This is a genomic window from Bacillus sp. EKM501B (assembly GCF_011800505.1).
Taxonomy (GTDB): domain Bacteria; phylum Bacillota; class Bacilli; order Bacillales; family Bacillaceae_G; genus Bacillus_A; species Bacillus_A cereus.
Window position 1 is genome coordinate 198,518 of sequence record NZ_JAALFZ010000002.1, and the last position, 22,905, is coordinate 221,422.

Genomic DNA, 22,905 nt, shown 5'->3' on the forward strand with positions numbered 1-22,905 from the left:
AATGCACGAATCTCTTCGTGCATTAAAATAAAACATCTTCTTCATATAAATATTCATAAGATAAATCTATAAATAAAAAGTTGTCATCATCAATCGGGAAAGAAAATGTTCGTACCATTTCTCCCGTTTCAATATCTGCATATAAATCTGAAAGCCTCGCCTTATTCTCAAAACGCATTTTCATGATATTCTCGAGAAAATACGGGCGCCAACTCCAGTTCTTCATATAATAATCCGGCATCACAATCCATTCTCCATCTTTTTTCATAACATTTCCTGATTGTTGGAAACCATCTTCATTACAAATAAATATACGAAAACTACACTGTGATACACTTTGACTAAATTGTAATAACCAATCATTTATATCTTCATTCTTTTTTTGTTTTGATAAAACATCGCCAATGCGATCGCGTAACATCTCTGTTAAATTATAAATTTTTTGTAACTTCTTCTTTTCATGCTGAATAAACTGATGACATTCATTACCTAGTCGCTCTTTCAAAACATTCGTTTCAATAAAATCAGGTAAACATTCTTTCAAATAATTACCTTGATAATATCTTCCGCCGTTCTTCCAAGCATATTGCAGTTGATAAAAAGCATCTATTTCTTCATATAACAAAGTTGCACCAATTCTTCTAGCAAGTAATGATAAAGAATATAAAATATCTTGATAAGATTGTAAAAGTGCTGTTTGCCTTAAGTTCGTTAAATCTACTTTTAAAATATCAGGTGCTAACACGCTAATACGCTCTAAATTACTTGTGCCCGTTCCGACTTTATTAATCGAAATTTGAATACCATATGTACGATAATACATAAGCAAATGATTAAATTGCTCTATATCTTCTTTACATTCATGTTCTGTAATCTCTAAAACAATTTGTTTTAAATTTAAACCTTGTTCTTCATACCTCAATAAAAGTTGAAGCAAGCTTTCATCATCATCATTCATTAATACATTAGCATTCCGATGTATAAATAATAATAATTTTTGATCGCTTTCTAAATAACGATTTAAAGCTTTTTCTACTATAATATTATCCGCTTCCAGTTGAAATTCACTTGGAATCGAATCATCGTGAAAGAAAGAAGCTAAACTTTGTATGCCCTCTTCTGTTTGAATACGTCCTACTACTTCGTATCCAATTACAGTATGCTCATCAGCACTAAAAATAGCTTGATAATAAGGAAGGACTTTATCCAAGTTACTCATTACATCTAATGCATCTATCAACGTGCTTCCCTCCCTTTACTTTTCAAAAATTATAACATGATATTTACGGAAAAATAATAAAAAATCCCTTCAGTTTTCCTGAAGGGATTAGAGGGGTAAAATGCTAAGGGGAATTAGCAATTCTACTATGAAGAAAAAAGAGGTCTTAAATATAACGTATATATGACCTCTTGTAAACACTTTTCTTTCATATGTCACAATTCCGTCACATTTAGCCATAAAAAAATGAATCAAATATTCATTTTTTTATCCCTTTTAAAATGGATATTGATGTAAATGTTGTCCTCCATCCATTGTCATGCAAGTTCCATTTATGTACGCAGCTTCATCTGAACATAAATAATAAGCTAGACCAGCGATTTCTTCTGGCGTACCCAGCCTTCCAAGCGGAACACTTTGTATCGTACGTTTAGCCATTTCTTCTGAAATCCATAATTTATCAGCACCGCCCGTACGTTCAATTGGTCCTGGCGCGATAGCGTTAACTCGTATTCCATATTTACGTCCCCACTCAACAGCGAGCGTCTTCGTCATCGCTAATACTCCTGCCTTCGCTGCAGCCGAATGAATAACTCCTGGACCAGCATCCCATGCATATGTTGCTACCATGTTAATGATATTCCCTTTTATACCTTTTTCAATCCAATATTTTCCGACAGCATGACTACAGTAAAACGTACCGTTTAATACAATATTAATGACTGAATTCCAGCCATTCACAGATAAATCTTCTGCTGGACAAATAAAGTTTCCAGCTGCATTATTTATTAAAACATCAATTCTACCAAACTTCTCATCAATCTGTTCAATCATTTTCTGAATGTCATCCGTATTTCTTACATCCATTTGTACAGGTAATACTTGCCCTGGAAATTGTTCAATTTCCAACTTTGTTTCCTCTAGTTTTTCCTTTGTACGTCCTGTAATAACAACTCGTGCCCCTTCTTTTGCAAAACGAGTCGCCATTCCTTTTCCCATTCCACTCGATCCACCTGTTATAATAACTACCTTTTCTTTCACATACATCCCCTCCAAAAAATGAATACACATTCATTTTATCACTTTATTTAATAGAAATCTTTATATTTTTAAACTTTTCTGATATTTTAGCGTAAAGAACTTTCTTTTTATTCATTTTTTTTCGTAATCTATACTACTTTTTATTATGTAAAGTATATTTTAAATAAACTGAAAGGAGATTTGAGTAGCCTATAAATGGAATGAAAACATTGAGGTATACTCATATTTTTATGAAGCACATTACAAGAAGAAATTTTTTAAAAATTGGTATGCGTACTTGTCTCTATTCATTTATAACCAGTAGCATCGGATACTACTATGCTAAATATATAGAGCCCCATTTCATTTCTTTTACACAGCACACATTAAAATCACAACTCATCCCAAAAAGTTTTCATGGTATGAAAATTCTTCAATTCAGCGATTTACATCTCGGATACTATTTCTCGCTTCAACATTTATCTAAAGTTGTTTCTAAAATTAATGCTGTAAATCCAGATATTGTCCTTTTTACCGGAGATCTCATTGATAATTATCAAACGTATACTGACACTCCTTTCGTTGCATCCATTTTAAAAAATATACAAGCCCCCTTTGGTAAATTCGCTATTTATGGTAACCATGATCACGGTGGATATGGAACTGAATACTATGAGCACATCATGCGTGAATCAGGATTTGAGCTATTGCTCAATAGTGAAAAAAGAATTCATCTAATGGATAATAGTGAAATTTCTATTTTCGGTCTCGATGATATACTATTAGGCAAACCAAAAATAGAGAAAACATTAGAGCATGCACGGCAAAGTACTTATAACATTGTTCTTGTTCACGAACCAGATATCGCGCCCAAAGTTTCTAAATATCCAATCAACTTGCAACTTTCTGGTCATAGTCACGGCGGACAAGTACAAATTCCTTTTTTAGGAGCTATTATTACACCTTCACTCGCCAAAGACTATATTGAAGGCTTCTATACAATTCAGGATTTAACTCTCTATGTCAATCGAGGCCTGGGAAGAACACGTGTCCCATTTCGCTTTATGTCAAAACCTGAAATCACAATTTTCACACTCCAACATTCGTAATAATTCGCCTATTTTCTTACATATCCTTTCTTGTACGCGCTCATCCACGTTTTGTTTACCATATGATAAAAGTGAGTCCAATAAAGGAGGTATGTTCATGTATCCATATTATCAACCAATTCCAGTCCGTTCAGCACCTATTGGTCCAGTAGGCGACTCACGCTTCTTCCCGTTTTTTGGCGTTCCCTTTCTAGCTGGAATTGCTGGTGGATTGCTCGGTGGAGCATTAGCTTTCGGCCCTCGACCATTTTATCCACCTTATCCACCACCTTTCCCGCCGCCAGCACCTTATCCTTGTTACGGTGGACCATGTCAGCAACCATACTATTACTAAGTTAAAATAACGATTCTTTCAAATATTATTCTCTCAACGAGCCATCTCATTACACGCTTATAATAAAACTATTGTTTCTACTCATCCTTCCATTTTTGGAGCATATGAGTAGAAAAAAGTAAAAACCTCTTATTGACATAAGAGGTTTTTACTTTTTTCATTATTCAGCGTCTGTATTTTGATATGCCATCTTAAACAACTTCACTTGGCTATCAATTTCTTCTGTACTACTATTAATAACATAATAGTAATCACCATCTTTATTTTGTTCACGTGTTTTCACATTATCAGCTAATGTAAGCTGTAAAATCGCCTTAATTCGTGCCTTCATTTCAATATCTAATATCGGGAAAGATATTTCCACTCGCTTCTCCATATTTCGCGTCATCAAATCAGCTGAAGATAAATATATTTTCTCCTCCCCATTATGATGGAAATAATAAATACGGCTATGCTCTAAGTATCTTCCAACAACACTAACTACACGAATATTTTCACTTACATTTGGAATGCCAGGTCTTAAACAACATGTCCCTCGAACAATGAGCTCTACCTTTACTCCAGCTTGTGATGCTTCGTACATTTTTTTAATTAATGGTTTATCTGTTAATGAATTCATCTTAGCGATAATATATCCATTTCCATATTGCCTATGATAACGGATTTCTTCATCTATTAAATCTATAAATTGCTCTCTTATATCAAATGGAGCAACCGATAAATGATGAAAATGTGGCTTTGTTGTATAACCACTTAAATAATTAAAGAAATTGGTTGCATCAACCCCAAAGTCTTTTCTTGATGTAATATATCCAAAATCAGTATATAACTTCGCTGTTGCATCATTATAGTTTCCAGTTCCGAGATGTACGAACCTTTCGATTTTTCCGTTTTTTCTTCTTACAACTAATGTAATTTTACTATGTGTTTTCAAGTGACTTACACCGTAAATAACATGACAGCCTGCCTGTTCCAATTCTTTAGCCCAATGAACATTGTTTTCTTCATCAAATCTTGCCTTTAATTCAACTAATACTGTCACTTGTTTTCCCTTTTCAGCCGCTATCTTTAACGCCTGAATAATCGGTGAATCACCACTTACACGATATAACGTTTGTTTAATCGCAAGTACATTCGGATCGTCCGCCGCATCACGGACAAAATCAACTACCGGCTGAAATGATTCAAAAGGATGATGTAATAAAATATCATGCTCAATTGCTTTTTCAAATACATCTTCTTCATCACCTAAATCTTGAGGTGGTTGCGGAATAAGAGCCGGATATACAAGATGTTCATATAAAGGAGCTAGTTTTTTATATAAAGAAAACAAACATGTTAAATCTAATGGACCATCCATTATATATACATCTTCATCTTTTACTTCCAGAACCTCATATAATAACGCTAGTACTCTTTCATCAATGTGTTCTTTCCCAACTTCTAAACGAACAGCAGCCCCCCACTTACGCTTTTTTAATTCTTTTTCAATTACCTTTAATAAATCTCTCGCACCTTCTTCATGAATCGTTAAATCTGCATTGCGTGTAATACGGAAACGAGTAACAGATGATACTGTATATCCCGTAAATAATTTATGAGTAAAGCTACTAATTACGTCTTCTAATAAAATAAATTTATGCTTTTGCCCTTCGCTCGGTAAAATTATGAAGCGCTCAAGTAATGAAGGAACTTGCACAATTCCTAACTTCGTCCTGTTTTCCTCTTCCGCTTGCTTCTCATCATATAAAAGAGTAGCCAAATTCAAACTTTTGTTTAATAACATTGGAAATGGGCGATATGCATCAATAGCTACAGGAGTTAACACCGGAAAAATTTGCTCATCAAAATACTCTTCTATAAATTCTCGCTGCTCTTTCGTCAAATCATTGAATGTTAAACGTTCAATTCCCTCTAACTCAAGCGCTGGTAATACATAATTTTTAAATGTATCATATTGTACTGTCATTAGTGCATGGGCTTTTATCGCAATTTTATTTAATTGCTTTTTTGGTGTTAAGCCAGCTTTATTTTCTGGCTGATTAAATCCAGCACTCACTTGATCCTTTAATCCCGCTACACGTACCATAAAAAATTCATCTAAATTCGAACTAAAAATACTAATAAATTTCAATCTTTCCAAAAGTGGATTATTTGCATCTTGCGCTTCTTGTAAGACACGTTCATTAAATGCTAACCAACTTAACTCTCGATTATTGTAATAAGCTGTATCATTTAAATTTACTGCATTCCCCTTCAATAATTCCATTCTCTTCACACTTCCCCTTGAAACTTTTTCACTATAATTTAGTTACTTTTATTTTAGCAAATTACAATATTATAAAGTGTAAATTTTTTGTAAAGACATCCGTACAACCTAATGTTTTAGTTCGAATAACAAGTTAATATTCGTTTTTAACACTCTTTCTAACTGTTTTTTTTGTTTTTCAGCCTGCACTTTTTCCGCTAATGCCGATTGTTCACATAAAGCTTTAAATGTTAATCCTTCTTCGTTTTCTGTTATAGATATGGTATCAATAAGCGATCGTTGCCTTACATTTAAAGTAGCTGAAAATTGTAAAACAGCTCCTAACAGGCGGATTTTTTTTTGTTCGCTTTTATCAAACCAACCTTCAAATGGAGATAAATGTTGTTTAAATAACATTTTTGATTTATACGATGCAATAAGCGCTAGCCTTACTCGATCTTTATGCATCATGCCATCAATTGTCTTATTCGCTAATAAATAAAACGTATGTAAACGACTTGCTTCTTCGTCTATATATTTGCCTATATTAAATACTTTCGCTGCTTGATGGAACACTTCCCAGTCTTTTACTGACATAGAAATAAGCCCTATTTCCTCAAGTTGTTTGCAAATTAGTCTTCCATGTTTAATAAGCTGAATAACAAATTCCATGTCCATTTCGTATTCATGTGATAGTAAATGCAGACTTTCTTCAACTACGTTCGGATAATATGAAATCCCCAAATCTTTTGTCAACTCTTCATAGAAAACACCTTCTCTTAACCCTTTTCTACTTAATACAAATGCCGGTGCCTCTATAACATTAACAAGTGTATGAAATACTTCAACCGCTGGAATAATCGTATCTGCTCGATCTTTTGCCAATCCTTCCAATTTCTGAAGTTCTATGTACGACAATTTTTCCAATTCATCTTTTACACTTTCAATATCTTCTTCTTTCATCTTGTATAAATGTAATCCTGCTATAGGATAGCATATTAAATTTTGATGGATTTTCACTAAGTTCCTAGCACTACCACCAATTGCAATAAGAGGCAATTTCTTATTGATTAACCATGGTAACGTTCGAAATTGAAACTCTAAATACTGTTGCATTCCCTCTAACTCATCTTTAGTAGGAATATCCCCTTTAATAAATTGTTGCTTTAAAGAAAGTGCCCCAAATGGAAAACTATGGTACTCTAAAATCTCTCTATTTCTAAAGTATGTAACTTCTGTACTTCCCCCGCCGATATCTACCGTTATTCCTTCTGAAAACGATGTAGAATTCATAACCGCCAAGTATCCGTAACGCGCTTCCTCATACTCTGATAATACTCTAAGAGTAAAGTCCGTTTGTCCTTCAACAAGCTTTTTAATTTCCTCTTGATTCTCCGACTGTCTAATTGTTGCTGTTGCAACACAAAGTACATGATGCAACTGATGGAATCTTGTACTTTCTTGAAATTGAAATAATGTCTGTAATAATACTTCTATTCCCTCTTCATTCAACACACCATCAATTAAGTAATTCCTTAACCTAGCAACAACTTTCGTATTTTCAATCTCTTTATAAAAACCTCCATTTTGCTTTTCATAAATAACTAAACGCATTGTATTAGATCCAATATCTATAATGGCATACTGTTGTTTTAATATTTCTTTCAAACTTCTCACTCTTTCATTATCAAATTTCAAAAACATATTCTATTACTATTATACAAAATAGTTGTTTTTTGTAACAATATTGCTTTAATATTGAAAATATATACAATCACTTTTTGCGTATAATAAATACCTATTTTATTTATGGTATAATAATGAAAAATTGAAAGGAGATTCAATATGAAACCTTCACAACCACAATCTCAATTACAAAACCAACATTCTATTAATCGACTAGCTCAATCTATTTTCGTTGTGAATCGTCATGCTAAAGCAGCTACTAATCCTAAATATTTATACTGGTTAAAAAAGACAGCTTTAGAACGTTTGATTGCTGAAAAAAAAGCAATTAAAGAAGGATTACATTTTTCTAGAAACCCACGTTTTAGCCAACAACAATCTGATGTCCTTATACGTTTAGGCGATTATTTTTTCCACATCCCTCCTACGAAAGAAGATTTTCGAATTCTACCGCATCTTGGTCATCTTGAATCCTCCTATCGAAATCCGAAAACAACCTTATCTTTAACAGTGGCAAAAAAAACAATTCAAGATTATATTGGTCCTGAAGCATTAAAACAAGAAAAAAAATTAAGTGAACCTGTTCCATGGTATAGTCGTACTTATACAAAAAAATAAAACAGTTTGGCCAAGTGTAGGCCAAACTGTTTTATTTTTTCTCTTCTTTAATTTTAATATTTGCTTGTTTATAAAAAGCTACTTTTTCTGTATTATAAGACTTTGTGAATTCATTAAATTTATCTTTTTCTGACTCAATATCCTTATAAGATTGATTTACTACTTTTACTTTTTCACTAATATCTTTTAATTTAGTACCTTTATCTTGTAACATTGTATATAACTCTTTTTCTTGTTTTAAAGATTTGTCATAGCTGTCATACATTTTATTAAATGAATCGTGTCGTTTCTCATACGTGCTTTTCACTTTATCAGCTTGATCTTTCAATTTCTTATCTTCAATTTTCTTCACATACTTATCAGCTGACTTCACTTCTTCTTGCGCTTTATTTAAAACTTCTTTTTCTTTTGCAAGCACTTTTTCTCGTTCAGTTGTATTTTTCACTGCTTGATTCAGTTTTTCTTTAACAGTTTGATTATTATCTTTTCCTTCTTGAACAATCTGGTTATATAATTCTTGTCCTTCTTTCTCTAAAGTCTCAAGTTTTTTTGCATCTTCAAACATTGTTTTTTCTTGTTTAGCAGCGTTTTCAAACGCTACATATAATTCTTCTTCTGGTTTCGGACCGAAACAACCGGCTAATAAAATCATTGATAATGCAGTTACAATTGCTAATTTACTATATTTCAACATCTCTTCCTCCTACTTATAAACGACCATCGTGTAATATAAAAAAGTTATAAAATATGTAATTGTTCTATACACTCGCATCTTTTTTACGAAGATCATTAATATTGTTTGTACAAATTATTACTTGATATTACATTATTCTTTTTGAATTATTTAGCAATTCCATATCCATCTTTAAGTATACTACTTCGTGTTTTTTAAGGCCTGTTTACACTATGTATTACTTTAATGTCCACGGAATTTCACCTCAGTCTTAATAAGACTATAATAGTTCACCTGATAAAAGGTGATCGCTCCGCTCTCACGTCTATCATTCCCTTTCCAGCTTTCTATCAATTAATCTCTTTGTTCATTTTACACAGTACAATCGATATCTCGCAACAACTTACAAATATTCTTTTCATTTCCTAAAAAGGAAAAGTGTAGAGCTTGCTTTCCTCTACACTTTTAAAATAAAACACACTGTGCAAATTGCATTGACACTACCATCATAATTATATGCTTATTTCATATATTTTTAAAGACTTTTATTACAAACGTGGCGTTTTTTTGTAATAAAAGTCAAAAAAATGTTACAAATAAAACATCTTCCTATCATATATCTTCAAATCAAAGCTTCACTCATTTTCTTGCAAATTTCTATACTGGTACAATTGATTTTGCGACTTTCTCAACAGTTCTTCAAACGTTTTTCCTTCTACTGGATAGCTAGCTGCTCCAAATAAAAGAGTGACACTGAGTAAATCACCTTCTATTTCACTTTCAATATTTTTCATTAATCGTTTTGTTATTGTTGATGTTTCATGACCATTATCAATTGCTACAATAACGTACTTATTTTCATCCCACTTTGTAACAACATCGCCCTTCCGAATTGTCTTTACAATGGTACTCTCTAATTTTTGTACTAATACTCCCAACTTTTTTTCTTGCAACGTGTCTTTTAATCCTTCCCATTCTTTTACAGAAAGAATGTACACTGTAATATTACGAGAATCTCTTTCAGATAAAGCAGCTACTTTCCCAAAAAAATCAACAACAAAATCATTGCTTGCCATTCCTCCTACTTCCATACCCATACGCTCGTTCGCTCTTTTATCGTACCAATGTCCAAAATAATAACTTAGTATCATTTGCAATATATAAATAATAAAGACGGTATAAAATGATCGTGAATCCAGTTTTGCAATTACATCCTGAAGTGCAATCCATTCTGTAACTGCCACAGTATTGCCAAGCAATAATCCACTAATTTTCCCTTTATGTTTCATACTTTTCCCCCTTTTATACCAATATATGTTTCTATATCAATAATGTTTTTCTACAAAATAAAAAATGTACATATGCAATGTACATTTCTGCTTAAGCTTGTATACCTTTTCTACTCTATTTCATATATATATATAATATAACTTTTATAGAAAGGAGTAATCTATATGCTACAAAAAGAGAATCTATCAGATGCTATGCGTTTACTAGCTGGTTTTCTATTATCATTAAAATTATTATTTACCTCTTTCGGCATACACTTTATTACAAACGATCAAATCGACGCTATTGTTAATGTTGTTTCATTTTTATTTATTCTATACTTTGGCTACAAAAATAACTATGTAGGAAAAAAAGGAATAGAGCAAAAGAAAATACTCAAAAAACACAACCTTCACTAAAAAAGGAACCTTTTGTACAGGTTCCTTTTTATCATTGACGCACAACAACTTCATTTGTTTGCAGTGGGCCATATGATATCTCTTTATCTTGAAATGTATATGTAGCCTGAAAGAATGTTTGTTTAAGAGCTTTATCTTTATTAGCTTTTATTTTACAACGTAGTTCCACCTTCTCATTCGGTAACAAATCATCAATTCGCCATCTAACAAGCTGGAATAAAAACTCACTTATCCCCTTATCAACTTTTAAAGAATTAGGAATATAAGCAAAGTAATCTCGAATCATATGACTTACAACAACTCTCGAAATCATTTCTACCCCTTTATTTTCCACTTCAATTCGCATAATAAGTATGTCGTTTACATCGTAGGTCAATTCATACGAAAACTGTTCTGTATACATACTACCAATTTGTAATGTAACGGCTACTTGAGGAAATTCGTTTTCCTTTTTCGATCCGTCAATCCACAATACTGGTTGTAGCGGTATTGAATACTTTCCTGTATCCGAAATTCGTCCCCATATTTTCATAATATATATTCACCTCATTTCAGATGTAACATACACACAATGAATTCCCCAAATCACTAAAGCTTGCTACAAGCAATGTTTAATATTTCTCTTCCTTTTATCCTATTCGACAATATGAAGAAAAAACCATTTTTCATCTATTAACAGAAGGTGTTCTTTATGAAATTTTTTTACAATTTACTTCATTTCCTTTATAGCAATATTCAGTATGGCTCACTCGTTCTCTACTCATACGAAAGAATATTTTGACGGAAGAAAAAGTTTGCCTTATAGTCAAATTTGACTATAATATTCTTTATGGCATATCAGTGCACTTATGGAAAAGGAATTAAAATCAACTATACATTTAAAATTTTTTATCCACTGCACTCAAAACTTAATATAGTTTACTTATTTCTAAAGGAGGGTTATATTTGGAAACTCAACCATTAAAAAAAGACGCCAACAAAACAAAATTTGTTGTTGCTGGTTTACTGCTTGGTATATTAATGGCCGCAATGGATAATACAATCGTTGCAACCGCAATGGCAACAATCGTTGGAGACCTAGGAGGATTTGATAAGTTTGTTTGGGTCACATCAGCTTATATGGTAGCAACAATGGCAGGGATGCCTATCTTCGGGAAACTTTCTGATATGTACGGGCGGAAACGTTTTTATATTGGGGGCCTCATTCTTTTCTTATTCGGTTCTGCTCTTTGCGGAACAGCTTCAAGTATTGAGCAATTAAGTATTTATAGAGCTATTCAAGGTATCGGTGGTGGTGCCCTTATGCCTATCGCCTTCACAATTATGTATGATATCTTCCCACCAGAAAAACGCGGGAAGATGACAGGGCTATTTGGTGCTGTTTTTGGGACATCTAGTGTATTCGGTCCTTTATTAGGTGCTTATATTACTGACTACATAAGTTGGCATTGGGTCTTCTATATTAATATTCCATTAGGACTTATCTCCTTTTTCTTCATTACTAAATACTACAGTGAGTCTCTAGGATTTAGAAAACAAAAAATTGATTGGGCTGGTGCTATTACACTTGTCATAAGTATCGTTTGCTTAATGTTCGCATTAGAACTTGGTGGTAAAGAATATGCCTGGAATTCTACTGTAATTATTGGCTTATTTACAACAGTAGTTATTACGCTTATTATTTTCTTCTTTGTAGAACGAAAAGCAACCGAGCCTATTATTTCGTTCCATCTATTTAAAAAACCTTTATTCGCAGCTAGTCAAGGAGTTGCCTTTTTCTATGGTGCCGCTTTTATTATCTGTACAGTTTATATTCCAATCTTCATTCAAGGCGTTCTTGGAGGTTCCGCCTCTAATGCTGGATTAATTTTAACACCAATGATGGTTGGTTCTGTAATTGGAAGTCAAACCGGAGGACAATTAGCGTCTCGAACAAGCTATCGTAACATTATGATGGTATCTGGTTTCTTCTTCGTTCTTGGTATTTATTTATTAAGTACTTTAACAATGGACACACCTCGTTTACTCGTAACACTATTTATGATTCTCGCTGGGCTTGGTGTTGGTTTCTCATTCTCAGTATTAAGTATGTCTTCTATTCACAAGTTGGAAATGCGGGACCGTGGTTCGGCGACATCAACAAACTCATTCTTCCGATCACTCGGTATGACTCTTGGTGTAACGATTTTCGGTACAATTCAAAATCATATTTTTACAGATAAACTAAACTCTGTATTTCCCCCTGAACTAGCAAAATTAGCTCCAAAAGGCGGAGACACAAGTTTCTTATTATCACCAGGCGCTACCGCAAAAATTCCTGCTGAAATATTAGCGGGTATTAAAGAAGCTCTCGCTACATCTATTGCGAATACATTCTTCTGGGCACTCATCCCGGCTGTACTAAGTATTATTTGTATTTTACTTATGGGAAATGAACGCCTCTTTACAGGCCCTAAAAAGAAAGAAAAACAAAAGCAAGTTAGTTAATATAAAAAAGAAGCGGCATATTCCTTTATGAAAAAGGATATGCCGTTTATAATATGTATAAAGTGAAACTTTAATCAGTGGGGGGGTGTTCATCCCCCACTGATTATTAGCCCTCACCAATCGGGCTTTTACGGGCAGTTAATCCCCACCTAACTTCTTTGCTTCCGCTGAATTTTTGGGTGGGGATCTTACTAGATAAAGTTTTTATATACAGGAGTTGAGACAGCATGAGCATGAAATTAGTCATTCTCGGCTTGCTACTCGAAGGAGATAAACATCCATATGAAGTGCAGCATATTATGAAAGAACGACAAATGGATTGTTACATTAAATATGCTAAAGGATCACTTTATTACGCCTTCGAGCAATTAGAAAAGCAAGGCGCAATTCATATTACAAATGTAATTAGAGACACAAATCGACCTGACAAAACGATTTTTCATATAACAGAAGAAGGCAAAAAACTATTCCATACTTTACTATTAAAACAATTCGAAGCCAAAAACCAAATATATAAACCTATTTATTCGGCCTTATCTTTCGCTCACTTTAGCAATGATCACGAATTAGTTCCTATTTTAGAAAAAAAGAAAAACGATACTCTTCAATATTTACATACTATGCAAACGATATATGATTGTAATAAAGGAAAGGTTCCACGTGCACAACTATATATTTTGCAAAGTGTAATTGAGCATATTACAGTTGAATTACAATGGCTAAACACCCTCCTTAAAGATGCTATAGCAGGCCGACTTTCAGAAGTTGCTATAGATGAAAATTGAGCTATGAAAGAAGGCATCCCTACTTCTTTCATAGCTCAATTTCTCTTTTTATACTGTAATATTATTAGTTAATCCAGGATGAAAAGTCATAATAATAAGAAATAAAAACTTTTGAATTTTCTTATTTCAAAACAGTAGACAAAATTCCAAAAATTGTGTTAGAATTTGTTTCAATATCATATCGCTTGTTAAATTCCTTTCAAAAGGAAAATAGGTACACGAAAGTTTCGTTTCGTGTTTAAAAGGGAAGCTTGGTGAAACTCCAACACGGTCCCGCCACTGTAAATGCTGAGATTTCTTTTTGGTGCCACTGTGAAAACGGGAAGGTGAAAGAAATTATATGAAGCATAAGTCAGGAGACCTGCCTGTTTTAACAACACTGATAGATTCACGGATGATGATGAGGTGTTAAAACAAAAAGGAAGGCTTATTTTCTATGTCTTTGTACTTTTTGTTATAGGTATTTCCTAGTAAACGGAAATGCTTACTTTCAATTAGGGAGGAATTTAAAATGGCAATTCAAACAAGTAACTTAGGTTATCCACGTATCGGACTACAACGAGAGTGGAAAAAAACATTGGAAGCTTTTTGGTCCAATAAAATCGATGAAGAACAATTTTTAACAACAATGAAAGAAATTCGCCTTCAACACGTAAAAGTACAGCAAGAAAAAGGGATTGAACTCATTCCAATTGGCGACTTTACATATTATGATCACGTTTTGGATACTGCCTATATGCTAGGATTTATTCCATCACGTTTTTCTGAGTTTACATCTTACCTTGATGTATATTTCGCAATGGCGCGTGGCTCTAAAGATCACGTAGCTTCCGAAATGACAAAATGGTTTAACACAAACTATCACTATATCGTTCCTGAATATGAAGAGGGATTACAAATCTCTTTAAAAGATAATCGCCCACTTCGCTTATACGAAGAGGCAAAACAAGAATTAGGAGTAGATGGAAAGCCTGTTATTTTAGGACCATATACTTTCTTAAAATTAGCTAAAGGCTATACACAAGAACAATTTCCTAACATTTTAAAACAGTTAGTTGCACCTTACGTACAACTGCTTTCAGAACTACATGCAGCTGGGGCACAAGCCATTCAAGTTGATGAACCGATTTTCGCTTCTTTAACTAAAAAAGAAGTTCAACAAGCAAAAGAAATTTATGAAGCTATTCGTAAAGAAGTTCCAAATGCGACTCTTCTTTTACAAACATATTTTGATAGCGTAGAAGAAAACTATGAAGAAATTATTACATTCCCGGTATCCGGTATTGGATTAGATTTCATTCATGGTAAAGAAGGTAATCTAAATGCTATTTCAAAATATGGATTCCCAGCTGATAAAACTTTAGCTGTCGGTTGTATAGATGGCCGTAACATTTGGAGAGCTGACCTTGATGAAGTTCTTGAGTTATTTACAACGTTACAAAAACAAGTCCAAACGAAAGATATCATCGTTCAGCCTTCTTGTAGCTTATTGCATACACCAATCGATAAAACAGAAGAAACTCACTTATCGACTGAGCTGTTTGATGCGTTAGCATTTGCAAATCAAAAATTAGAAGAGTTAGTTCTTATTCATTCCGCTCTCACTCAAGGTACAGAAAGCATTAGTAATGAGCTGGAAACATATCGAAACGTACATCATACAATTCGTTCATCTGCTGCACGTAACCGAGAAGATGTCAAAGCAGCACGAACAGCACTAAAAGAAGAAGATTTTTCACGTCCTCTTCCATTTGAAAAACGATACGAATTACAACAAGTTGCTCTAGAGTTACCGCTATTACCAACAACGACTATTGGTAGCTTCCCGCAAACAACTGAAGTTCGTCAAACGCGAAAAGAATGGCGTAACGGTGTTATTTCAAATGACCAATATGAACAATTTATTGAAAAAGAGACAGAAAAATGGATTCGTTACCAAGAAGAAATTGGGCTTGATGTACTTGTACATGGTGAATTTGAAAGAACTGACATGGTCGAATATTTTGGTGAGCGCCTTGCTGGTTTCTCATTCACTAAAAACGGTTGGGTACAATCATACGGTTCCCGCTGCGTAAAACCACCTGTTATTTATGGTGATGTAGCCTTTATTAACGGCATGACTATTAAGGAAACAGTTTATGCACAAAGCTTAACAGAGAAAGTTGTAAAAGGAATGTTAACCGGACCTGTTACAATTTTAAATTGGTCCTTCGTTCGAAATGATATTCCAAGAAAAGAAGTTTCGTATCAAATTGCACTAGCTCTTCGTCACGAAATTGAACTACTTGAATCTTCTGGAATTAGAGTAATCCAAGTCGATGAGCCCGCACTTCGTGAAGGAATGCCACTAAAAGAAAAAGATTGGGATGCTTATATTACATGGGCAGTACAATCCTTCCTTTTAGCAACTTCTTCTGTAGCAAATGAAACACAAATTCATACTCATATGTGTTACAGTAACTTCGAAGATATTGTTGACGCGATTCGCGCATTAGATGCAGATGTAATTTCTATCGAAACATCAAGAAGTCACGGAGAATTTATTGATACATTAAAACATACAACATATGAAAAAGGCATTGGCCTAGGTGTATATGATATTCATAGCCCACGTGTACCGAGTAAAGATGAAATGTATAAAATCGTAGAACAATCTTTAGAAGTATGTGATCCTAAATATTTCTGGATTAATCCCGATTGTGGTTTAAAAACGAGAAAAACAGAAGAAGTTATTCCAGCTTTAGAACATATGGTGCAAGCAGCGAAAGATGCTCGTTCCCTTTTAAAAACAAACGCATAACAAAAATGGGTTATCCTTTTCTCAGGATAACCCATTTTTTATTCTTTACTTTCAAAAAAGAATTCATATTGTATTTTATATAATTCATCATCCGTTGGCTCTTCAAGAGGAATTGCTTGTAATACAACTGTATACTCACCATTTGGAATAGGTATTTGAAATTTATTAGAAAGAATACTCGTTATAACGATACTTTCATTTTCAACTGTAAAAGGAACCGTAATCGTTCTAACTACTTCTTCTTTTTCAATATGTTTCCCTGGGGTCACTTTCACTTCACAAGTATAATCAGAAAGTGCTTCAAAAATAACAGTTCCATCTGCCTTAGCATAACCTCTTTCAAAATCTTCATCAGTCCAATCTACATAAGGCTGCTCACCGTCATAGTTCATCAACATTAATTGCGAATAAGAAATCGTTAACTCCATAGTTCCCCTTCTCCTTCATTATGAAATATACAACTACTACTTCACTTCAAATTTTACTCGCGTACCATCTGGGTATTTATCTAACTTATTCCCTACCCAAGAGCCTGCTCCGCGGTTATCCGCCGGACTTATATATTCAATATGTGCTCCTTTTCCGCCTTCCTTGCACATCGCCATTGGCCATTCATCACGATCATACCCTTTTTTTGATGGATATGGTGCTAACGACAATTTCCTTCTATCTGCAGCACCACCACGATCGATTGTACAAACTTCTGAATGCCCTTCTTTTATAGCATCCGTAATATGTTTTCCTGTCTCTGGATAACGTTCTTTCGGAAATTCTAACACTTGATCATACGTATTCGTTTTCTTTACACTTGTTTCCTCTGGCACAAGTACTTCATAAACTGCTACTAAAATAGACAGAATTGCGATAATTGAAATGATAATACCTTTTAATTGCTTCATGTATACCTCCATGTTTCTACCAGTTTCTTTTCCTCCGTTATTATAACAAACTTCTCCTGTATATGTTTTCAGACATTATTTTAGTTATTCCTTGCCATTCCGCCAAAAATTTTCATTTTTTCACTAATGCTGTAGAAAACTAATAGCCTTCCGACATTCTTTTTCAAAGGAAGTCCTCATAAAAGATTGAAATGATATATACGATACTTTTTGGGGAGGAAATATGATGGAAGCTACCTATAAAACGAAAGATGTCACGAATAAAACAGGCATCCCAAAACATATAGTTCGCAAATATAGTCAGCTGTTAGAGGAACATGGTTATATGATTTCCAAAACAGCTGATGCTCGTATTTATAAACTTGATGATTTAAAACTATTGAAATCTATACACGAAAGAGCTGCTACATTACAAGAAGATATTTCAGAAACGATACCGATTATTTTAAAAGAAAAAGAGGCCCCACCTGTACCAGTTATACAAGATAAGCAAGAGATACAAACGAAAGAAAAAGAAGATGGGCGTAACTTTGAGGAGTTCATGTTAAAACTTGAAATGCTAGCTCAATTAAATGAAGCAATTATTCATCAAAATTCTACTCTAATTACACAAAATCGTTTAAAGGATGAGAAACTAGACGAATTGATGCAACAAGTTTATGTAAAAGAAGGCTCTCAAGAAAAAATGCTTCAAGAGTTAGTCGATCACGCCGCTCAAACAGATGCACTGCAAAAAGAAAAGATGGACTTATTAATGAATCATATGTATAAACGAGAATCCAAACAGGAAGAAAAAATGAATAAACTTGTTAGTCAAATTTATAACAAAGACAGTAACCGTGATGCACAGCTTATGCAAGTTATTCGAGAAATTCAAGAAACAAAAAGAATGGTTGCTGCCTCAAAAGAGCAAAGCTTCTTTCAATCATTTAAAAGTTTATTTAGCCGAGCAAAACAAGAAAAAACAAATGAATAAACAATATAAAATAAAAAGTTACCTTTCATCGGTAACTTTTATTCCTTATTTTGTACAGCTGGTAATATAATAATTGCTTCAGTGCCTTTTCCACTTTCACTCTTATATTCCAATGTACCATTATGCGCTTGTAAAATACTAAATGTTACCATAAGTCCTAATCCTGTCCCTTTTTCTTTTAAAGAATAATATGGTTGCCCAAGCCTTGCTAACTGTTCTTTCGTCATACCAACACCACTATCTTTAACTCTTATTATGATTGTTTCATCTTTTTGAATAGCTGTTACTTTTAAATATCCTTTATTTCCTTGAATTGCTTCAATACCATTTTTAACAACATTCATAATAGCTTGCTTCAATTTTGTCTTATCACCAATCGTATAAAGACTTTCTGAAATTTCAACTTGTAAATATACACCTTGCATCGCTGCAAATGACGACATAAGAGTGGTCATTTCTATTAATTGGGCTGATAAACAAATGTGTTCTTTTTTCTCAATTTGCGGCCTTGCTAAATTTAAGTAATCTGAAATAATTTGTTCCGCCCGATCCAATTCAGCTAATACAAGACGCATATAATCCTTATTCTTCACATCTTCCGTACTTTCTAGCAATTGGATAAATCCACGAACAACAGTTAGTGGATTTCGAACTTCATGTGCCACACTTGCTGCTAACTCACTTACAATATTAAGCTTTTCTGATTTTTGCATCTCTGTACGTAGCAATGCATTTTCATTTAAATATTCAGTTAAATACACCTGAAATACCATTGTCATGACCATGATAAGCGAGGCAAATATAAATCCGCTATATATTTGCGAAATATACGGTGTAAATCCTGTTTCCAAAAGAACATTAATCATGCCTAATACTAAAGAAACAAGCACATAAAATGATGAAATCATAAATGCTAAAATTAATTTCTTATCCCTTGAAAAAAGAGACCATTTCTTTGATAAAAATAGCGGAACTATCAATAGAAATATTACTTCTAAAACTGGAAGAAAGCTCATTCCCTTTAGTAACCATTCATATGCAACAAAAATAACCGCTGGGATTAAACCAACAATCCCACCATATAAAAAACCACTGACAATTGGAATGGGGTGAAAGTTATACCCACACACATTGCCAAAACAAATAGAGTATGTCATGGAGAGAACGAGCGTAACGCTAGATAAAAACATAATAAAGTAACGATTTGGCTTCGGAGGCATTTCTTGATAGCGATTTAAACGAATCGCTTCATATAAAAATAGTGGCAAAATTATGATGGCAATTTGAATCAATAAATCACGGATAAGCTCCATAACCTCTCATCCCCTATATGTATTTTGATATGATTATATCATTTTATAGGTGTATTTGTTTTAAAATTTTGATTTTTCTTAACATATTTGTTAATTCTTTGTTAACAACTCATAATAATTGTTACAGATTTTCGAAATGATTGTAAACCCTGTACCAAATTTCCTTCGTGCAGTATACAATGAATACGGATTACAAAGAAAATATAAAAATACTTTTTTAGACGGACAATTATAGCAAAATACAGCATATAATCCATACTATCTATGTTTACAAATAAGTGATCATTACTTTAGTAGGAGGAAGATAAATATGGCGGGTACTACGCTTGTTTTAAAAGAAGAAAATTTGGTTGTTCTAGAAAATGTTGAAAAATCAGTATATGAAGAGTTACAGCATAAAGCGGGAGATGAAAACTGCACATGTGCTGTAAACGAATCAGTCGTTCACCTTGGCAAGGTATCCTCTGTACTCTGGAATGAAGATGAAATAGATTGGGAATACGGATATTAAAAAGTCGCTTATAGCGGCTTTTTTTCTCTTTTCTCTCTCTTTCTAAATAACATATACAAAGCGTAATCATAGAAAATATGATAAAATGAACTTAATTTTCAAACGGAAGAAAGGGAGATACAATGGAACAATTCATTAACCCTAGAGTGAAGGACATCCAAATTTCTGGAATCCGTCAGTTCTCTAACATGATTCAAAACTATGATAATTTGATTTCTTTAACAATTGGACAACCCGATTTCCCTACACCTTCTCTCGTGAAAGAAGCGGCTAAACGGGCTATTACAGAAAACTATACAAGCTATACACATAACGCTGGTTTACTAGAATTACGTAAGGCAGCTTGTAACTTCGTAAAAGATAACTACGATTTACATTATTCACCTGAAAACGAAACCATCGTTACAATCGGTGCTAGCGAAGCAATTGATGTTGCATTCCGAACGATTTTAGAGCCAGGAACAGAAGTAATTTTACCTGCTCCTATTTATCCAGGCTACGAACCTATTATTCGATTATGCGGTGCAACGCCTATTTTTGTAGATGTTCGTGAAACTGGATTTCGTTTAACAGCTGAAGCGCTTAAAAATGCTATTACAGAAAAAACAAGATGTATCGTACTACCGTATCCTTCTAACCCAACCGGTGTAACTTTATCAACAGAAGAGCTAAAAGATATTGTAGATGTTTTAAAAGATAAAAATATTTTCGTCCTTTCAGATGAAATTTATAGCGAGCTTGTATATGAACAAAAGCATACATCTATCGCTCATTTCCCAGAAATGCGTGAAAAAACAATTGTCATTAACGGTTTATCTAAATCACATTCTATGACTGGCTGGCGTGTTGGACTTTTATTTGCACCAAGTTATTTAGCAGGACACATATTAAAAGTTCATCAATACAATGTAACGTGTGCTACTTCAATCGCTCAATACGCTGCAATTGAAGCATTAACAGCAGCTAAAGACGCACCAAAAATGATGCGCCACCAATATAAAAAACGCCGTGATTACGTATATAATAGACTCACTCAAATGGGATTAACAGTTGAAAAGCCAACAGGTGCATTTTACTTATTCCCATATGTTGGTCATTTGACATCTTCATCATTTGATTTTGCACTTGATCTTGTCAAAGAAGCGGGACTAGCTGTAGTTCCTGGAACAGCATTCTCTGAATACGGTGAAGGCTACCTTCGCTTGTCCTATGCGTATAGTATCGAAACTTTAAAAGAAGGCTGCGACCGATTAGAAGCCTTTCTAATGAAAAAAGCTAAGAGTTAAACTCTTAGCTTTTTTATGCATAATGATCACAAGTTTGACGTTTTAGTAATTTATGAGGAATAATGATACACTTTGCAGTGGATTCTGCATTCTCTACTTTATCAACTAAAGCTTTTGCTGCCTCATATCCTAGCTGATAAATATTCACATCAACTGTCGAAAGTGGAGGGCTCGCAATTTCTGATAATAAAGCATTATTAAAGCTTACAATAGAAACATCTTTCGGTACAACGAATCCTTTTTTAGAAAGAGCACTTAACACACCAAGTCCAATTAAGTCATCCGTTGCCATAATTGCCGTTGGCGGTTGCTGCAGTCCCATTAATTCCTCAACAGCTTGTTGACCACTTTCCCTCGAAAAATCAAAATGTAAAATATATTCTTTTGGTAATACAATGTCTGCTAATTTCAAGGCATCACTCATACCAGCTAAACGATCTCTCGTTACAAGTAAATCTGATCCACCACCAATGAACGCGATTTGCTTATGCCCTAATGAAATTAAATATTCTGCCACTTCTCTTGCAGCTGTATAATTGTCATTATCTACATATGTAATTTCATCTTTTCGATCATATGGTTTTCCTATTAAAACAAACGGGAAATTTTGTTCATGTAAATATTGAATAATCCGATCATTCTCCCTTGAATATAAAAGAATAATGCCACCAATTTGGCGTCCCTGTACCATCTTTACGACACCATTAAAAATTTCTTCTTCCGTTTCACCTGTCGACATGTAAAGCGCATAACCTTCTACGTGTGCAAATGAACTAATCCCTCTTATAACTTCTGGGAAAAATGGATTTTGAAAAGCTTTACTTGCAGAACTTGGCATAACAAGACCAAGTGTTTTCGTCGTTTGGTTCGCAAGATTTCTCGCATTTAAATTGGGATGATACCCTAATTCACTCATCACTTTCCTAACACGGCGCTTTGTCTTTTCACTTATACTTGGATTATCAGCAATTACACGAGAAACTGTTGATGGTGCAACATTCGCTTGCTTCGCCACATCTTTAATTGTAACTGTCATAAAAATCCCCCTCCTCTCATTTCTCTGCCATTTTTCATATATTTTATCTCGCACTCATTGCAAGTCATAAACTTTCATTTCTTATATCTTGCAAAACTAATCCTATTCTCCCTCTTCATGTATTGTAAGGGATATAGCTATTTTTTCCTATACTATAATATACTATTTATTTCACTTCTTTTCACATGTGATGTCAAATCTCTTTTCATCTCCCTAT

At 33.7% G+C, this 22,905-nt stretch carries 21 protein-coding genes and 1 riboswitch; of the genes, 10 read left to right on the forward strand and 11 right to left on the reverse strand.

Going from position 1 to position 22,905, the window contains the following annotated elements; all coding sequences use genetic code 11:
* Positions 1–22: 22 nt before the first annotated feature.
* Both HFD78_RS05710 and fadH read right to left on the reverse strand, forming a co-directional pair.
* Positions 23–1,240, reverse strand: coding sequence for an EAL domain-containing protein (locus HFD78_RS05710; protein ID WP_000564306.1), 1,218 nt, complete (start codon positions 1,238–1,240; stop codon positions 23–25).
* 255 nt (positions 1,241–1,495) lie between these two features.
* Positions 1,496–2,260 carry a 2,4-dienoyl-CoA reductase gene (fadH, locus tag HFD78_RS05715; RefSeq protein ID WP_000660913.1) on the reverse strand — a complete coding sequence of 255 codons (765 nt, stop codon included), beginning with the start codon at positions 2,258–2,260 and terminating at the stop codon, positions 1,496–1,498.
* A gap of 230 nt (positions 2,261–2,490) precedes the next feature.
* Here fadH and HFD78_RS05720 point away from each other — a divergent pair, with 230 nt between their 5' ends.
* Positions 2,491–3,348: a metallophosphoesterase gene (locus HFD78_RS05720; protein WP_033667426.1), complete on the forward strand. Its 858-nt coding sequence runs from the start codon at positions 2,491–2,493 to the stop codon at positions 3,346–3,348.
* Between the two features lie 97 nt (positions 3,349–3,445).
* A complete protein-coding gene (locus HFD78_RS05725; RefSeq protein ID WP_000283738.1) occupies positions 3,446–3,682 on the forward strand; it encodes a hypothetical protein in 237 nt (78 codons plus the stop codon).
* Positions 3,683–3,842: 160 nt separating this feature from the next.
* On the opposite strand, the gene HFD78_RS05730 is transcribed toward HFD78_RS05725, so the two are convergent.
* Complete coding sequence (locus HFD78_RS05730) at positions 3,843–5,951, reverse strand: polyphosphate kinase (protein WP_000421677.1); 2,109 nt, start codon at positions 5,949–5,951, stop codon at positions 3,843–3,845.
* A 108-nt stretch (positions 5,952–6,059) separates the two neighbouring features.
* Entirely contained in the window at positions 6,060–7,634 is a 1,575-nt protein-coding gene (locus HFD78_RS05735; protein WP_050552234.1) for a Ppx/GppA family phosphatase, read from the reverse strand.
* Between the two features lie 141 nt (positions 7,635–7,775).
* Between HFD78_RS05735 and HFD78_RS05740 the strand changes: the two genes are divergently transcribed.
* On the forward strand, positions 7,776–8,234 hold the full coding sequence (locus HFD78_RS05740; RefSeq protein WP_000804862.1) for a YkyB family protein: 459 nt from the start codon (positions 7,776–7,778) through the stop codon (positions 8,232–8,234).
* 31 nt (positions 8,235–8,265) lie between these two features.
* Here the strand turns inward: HFD78_RS05740 and HFD78_RS05745 are convergent, their stop codons facing one another.
* Both HFD78_RS05745 and HFD78_RS05750 read right to left on the reverse strand, forming a co-directional pair.
* Entirely contained in the window at positions 8,266–8,928 is a 663-nt protein-coding gene (locus HFD78_RS05745; RefSeq protein WP_000922482.1) for a YkyA family protein, read from the reverse strand.
* Positions 8,929–9,542: 614 nt separating this feature from the next.
* Positions 9,543–10,196 carry a diguanylate cyclase domain-containing protein gene (locus HFD78_RS05750; RefSeq protein WP_000680811.1) on the reverse strand — a complete coding sequence of 218 codons (654 nt, stop codon included), beginning with the start codon at positions 10,194–10,196 and terminating at the stop codon, positions 9,543–9,545.
* Positions 10,197–10,361: 165 nt separating this feature from the next.
* Here HFD78_RS05750 and HFD78_RS05755 point away from each other — a divergent pair, with 165 nt between their 5' ends.
* Positions 10,362–10,595, forward strand: coding sequence for an SPP1 phage holin family protein (locus HFD78_RS05755; protein ID WP_000939446.1), 234 nt, complete (start codon positions 10,362–10,364; stop codon positions 10,593–10,595).
* Between the two features lie 31 nt (positions 10,596–10,626).
* On the opposite strand, the gene HFD78_RS05760 is transcribed toward HFD78_RS05755, so the two are convergent.
* On the reverse strand, positions 10,627–11,127 hold the full coding sequence (locus HFD78_RS05760) for a hypothetical protein (protein WP_000708120.1): 501 nt from the start codon (positions 11,125–11,127) through the stop codon (positions 10,627–10,629).
* Between the two features lie 413 nt (positions 11,128–11,540).
* Here HFD78_RS05760 and HFD78_RS05765 point away from each other — a divergent pair, with 413 nt between their 5' ends.
* From HFD78_RS05765 to metE, 3 genes are all read left to right on the forward strand, one after another.
* Positions 11,541–13,082 (forward strand): MDR family MFS transporter, encoded by a 1,542-nt coding sequence (locus tag HFD78_RS05765; protein WP_000449902.1) that lies wholly within the window; start codon positions 11,541–11,543, stop codon positions 13,080–13,082.
* A gap of 227 nt (positions 13,083–13,309) precedes the next feature.
* Complete coding sequence (locus HFD78_RS05770; RefSeq protein ID WP_000062063.1) at positions 13,310–13,867, forward strand: PadR family transcriptional regulator; 558 nt, start codon at positions 13,310–13,312, stop codon at positions 13,865–13,867.
* A 195-nt stretch (positions 13,868–14,062) separates the two neighbouring features.
* A riboswitch (cobalamin riboswitch) is annotated at positions 14,063–14,250 on the forward strand.
* A 128-nt stretch (positions 14,251–14,378) separates the two neighbouring features.
* On the forward strand, positions 14,379–16,667 hold the full coding sequence (metE, locus tag HFD78_RS05775; protein ID WP_001007603.1) for a 5-methyltetrahydropteroyltriglutamate--homocysteine S-methyltransferase: 2,289 nt from the start codon (positions 14,379–14,381) through the stop codon (positions 16,665–16,667).
* 38 nt (positions 16,668–16,705) lie between these two features.
* Here the strand turns inward: metE and comJ are convergent, their stop codons facing one another.
* Positions 16,706–17,095, reverse strand: coding sequence for a competence protein ComJ (comJ, locus tag HFD78_RS05780; RefSeq protein WP_000424030.1), 390 nt, complete (start codon positions 17,093–17,095; stop codon positions 16,706–16,708).
* A 36-nt stretch (positions 17,096–17,131) separates the two neighbouring features.
* Positions 17,132–17,566, reverse strand: a complete 435-nt coding sequence (gene nucA / locus HFD78_RS05785; RefSeq protein ID WP_000811494.1) for a DNA-entry nuclease — start codon at positions 17,564–17,566, stop codon at positions 17,132–17,134.
* Between the two features lie 226 nt (positions 17,567–17,792).
* On the opposite strand from nucA, the gene HFD78_RS05790 reads away from it, so the two are divergent.
* Positions 17,793–18,542: a DUF3967 domain-containing protein gene (locus HFD78_RS05790; RefSeq protein ID WP_000388471.1), complete on the forward strand. Its 750-nt coding sequence runs from the start codon at positions 17,793–17,795 to the stop codon at positions 18,540–18,542.
* 38 nt (positions 18,543–18,580) lie between these two features.
* Here the strand turns inward: HFD78_RS05790 and kinB are convergent, their stop codons facing one another.
* On the reverse strand, positions 18,581–19,855 hold the full coding sequence (gene kinB / locus HFD78_RS05795) for a sporulation sensor histidine kinase KinB (RefSeq protein ID WP_000420369.1): 1,275 nt from the start codon (positions 19,853–19,855) through the stop codon (positions 18,581–18,583).
* Positions 19,856–20,165: 310 nt separating this feature from the next.
* Here kinB and HFD78_RS05800 point away from each other — a divergent pair, with 310 nt between their 5' ends.
* Complete coding sequence (locus HFD78_RS05800; RefSeq protein WP_000929277.1) at positions 20,166–20,366, forward strand: hypothetical protein; 201 nt, start codon at positions 20,166–20,168, stop codon at positions 20,364–20,366.
* 122 nt (positions 20,367–20,488) lie between these two features.
* The gene (locus HFD78_RS05805; RefSeq protein ID WP_000434578.1) at positions 20,489–21,652 is read left to right on the forward strand and encodes an aminotransferase A; all 1,164 of its coding nucleotides are present in this window, start codon (positions 20,489–20,491) and stop codon (positions 21,650–21,652) included.
* A 13-nt stretch (positions 21,653–21,665) separates the two neighbouring features.
* On the opposite strand, the gene malR is transcribed toward HFD78_RS05805, so the two are convergent.
* Positions 21,666–22,688: a maltose operon transcriptional repressor MalR gene (malR, locus tag HFD78_RS05810; RefSeq protein ID WP_000219053.1), complete on the reverse strand. Its 1,023-nt coding sequence runs from the start codon at positions 22,686–22,688 to the stop codon at positions 21,666–21,668.
* Positions 22,689–22,905 lie beyond the last annotated feature (217 nt).

Coding starts and splice junctions, on each gene's coding strand:
- HFD78_RS05720 (WP_033667426.1), top strand. CDS start 2,491: ATGAAGCACATTACAAGAAGAAATTTTTTAAAAATTGGTATGCGTACT.
- HFD78_RS05725 (WP_000283738.1), top strand. CDS start 3,446: ATGTATCCATATTATCAACCAATTCCAGTCCGTTCAGCACCTATTGGT.
- HFD78_RS05730 (WP_000421677.1), bottom strand. CDS start 5,951: ATGGAATTATTGAAGGGGAATGCAGTAAATTTAAATGATACAGCTTAT.
- HFD78_RS05735 (WP_050552234.1), bottom strand. CDS start 7,634: ATGTTTTTGAAATTTGATAATGAAAGAGTGAGAAGTTTGAAAGAAATA.
- HFD78_RS05740 (WP_000804862.1), top strand. CDS start 7,776: ATGAAACCTTCACAACCACAATCTCAATTACAAAACCAACATTCTATT.
- HFD78_RS05745 (WP_000922482.1), bottom strand. CDS start 8,928: ATGTTGAAATATAGTAAATTAGCAATTGTAACTGCATTATCAATGATT.
- HFD78_RS05750 (WP_000680811.1), bottom strand. CDS start 10,196: ATGAAACATAAAGGGAAAATTAGTGGATTATTGCTTGGCAATACTGTG.
- HFD78_RS05755 (WP_000939446.1), top strand. CDS start 10,362: ATGCTACAAAAAGAGAATCTATCAGATGCTATGCGTTTACTAGCTGGT.
- HFD78_RS05760 (WP_000708120.1), bottom strand. CDS start 11,127: ATGAAAATATGGGGACGAATTTCGGATACAGGAAAGTATTCAATACCG.
- HFD78_RS05770 (WP_000062063.1), top strand. CDS start 13,310: ATGAGCATGAAATTAGTCATTCTCGGCTTGCTACTCGAAGGAGATAAA.
- metE (WP_001007603.1), top strand. CDS start 14,379: ATGGCAATTCAAACAAGTAACTTAGGTTATCCACGTATCGGACTACAA.
- comJ (WP_000424030.1), bottom strand. CDS start 17,095: ATGGAGTTAACGATTTCTTATTCGCAATTAATGTTGATGAACTATGAC.
- nucA (WP_000811494.1), bottom strand. CDS start 17,566: ATGAAGCAATTAAAAGGTATTATCATTTCAATTATCGCAATTCTGTCT.
- HFD78_RS05790 (WP_000388471.1), top strand. CDS start 17,793: ATGGAAGCTACCTATAAAACGAAAGATGTCACGAATAAAACAGGCATC.
- kinB (WP_000420369.1), bottom strand. CDS start 19,855: ATGGAGCTTATCCGTGATTTATTGATTCAAATTGCCATCATAATTTTG.
- HFD78_RS05800 (WP_000929277.1), top strand. CDS start 20,166: ATGGCGGGTACTACGCTTGTTTTAAAAGAAGAAAATTTGGTTGTTCTA.
- HFD78_RS05805 (WP_000434578.1), top strand. CDS start 20,489: ATGGAACAATTCATTAACCCTAGAGTGAAGGACATCCAAATTTCTGGA.
- malR (WP_000219053.1), bottom strand. CDS start 22,688: ATGACAGTTACAATTAAAGATGTGGCGAAGCAAGCGAATGTTGCACCA.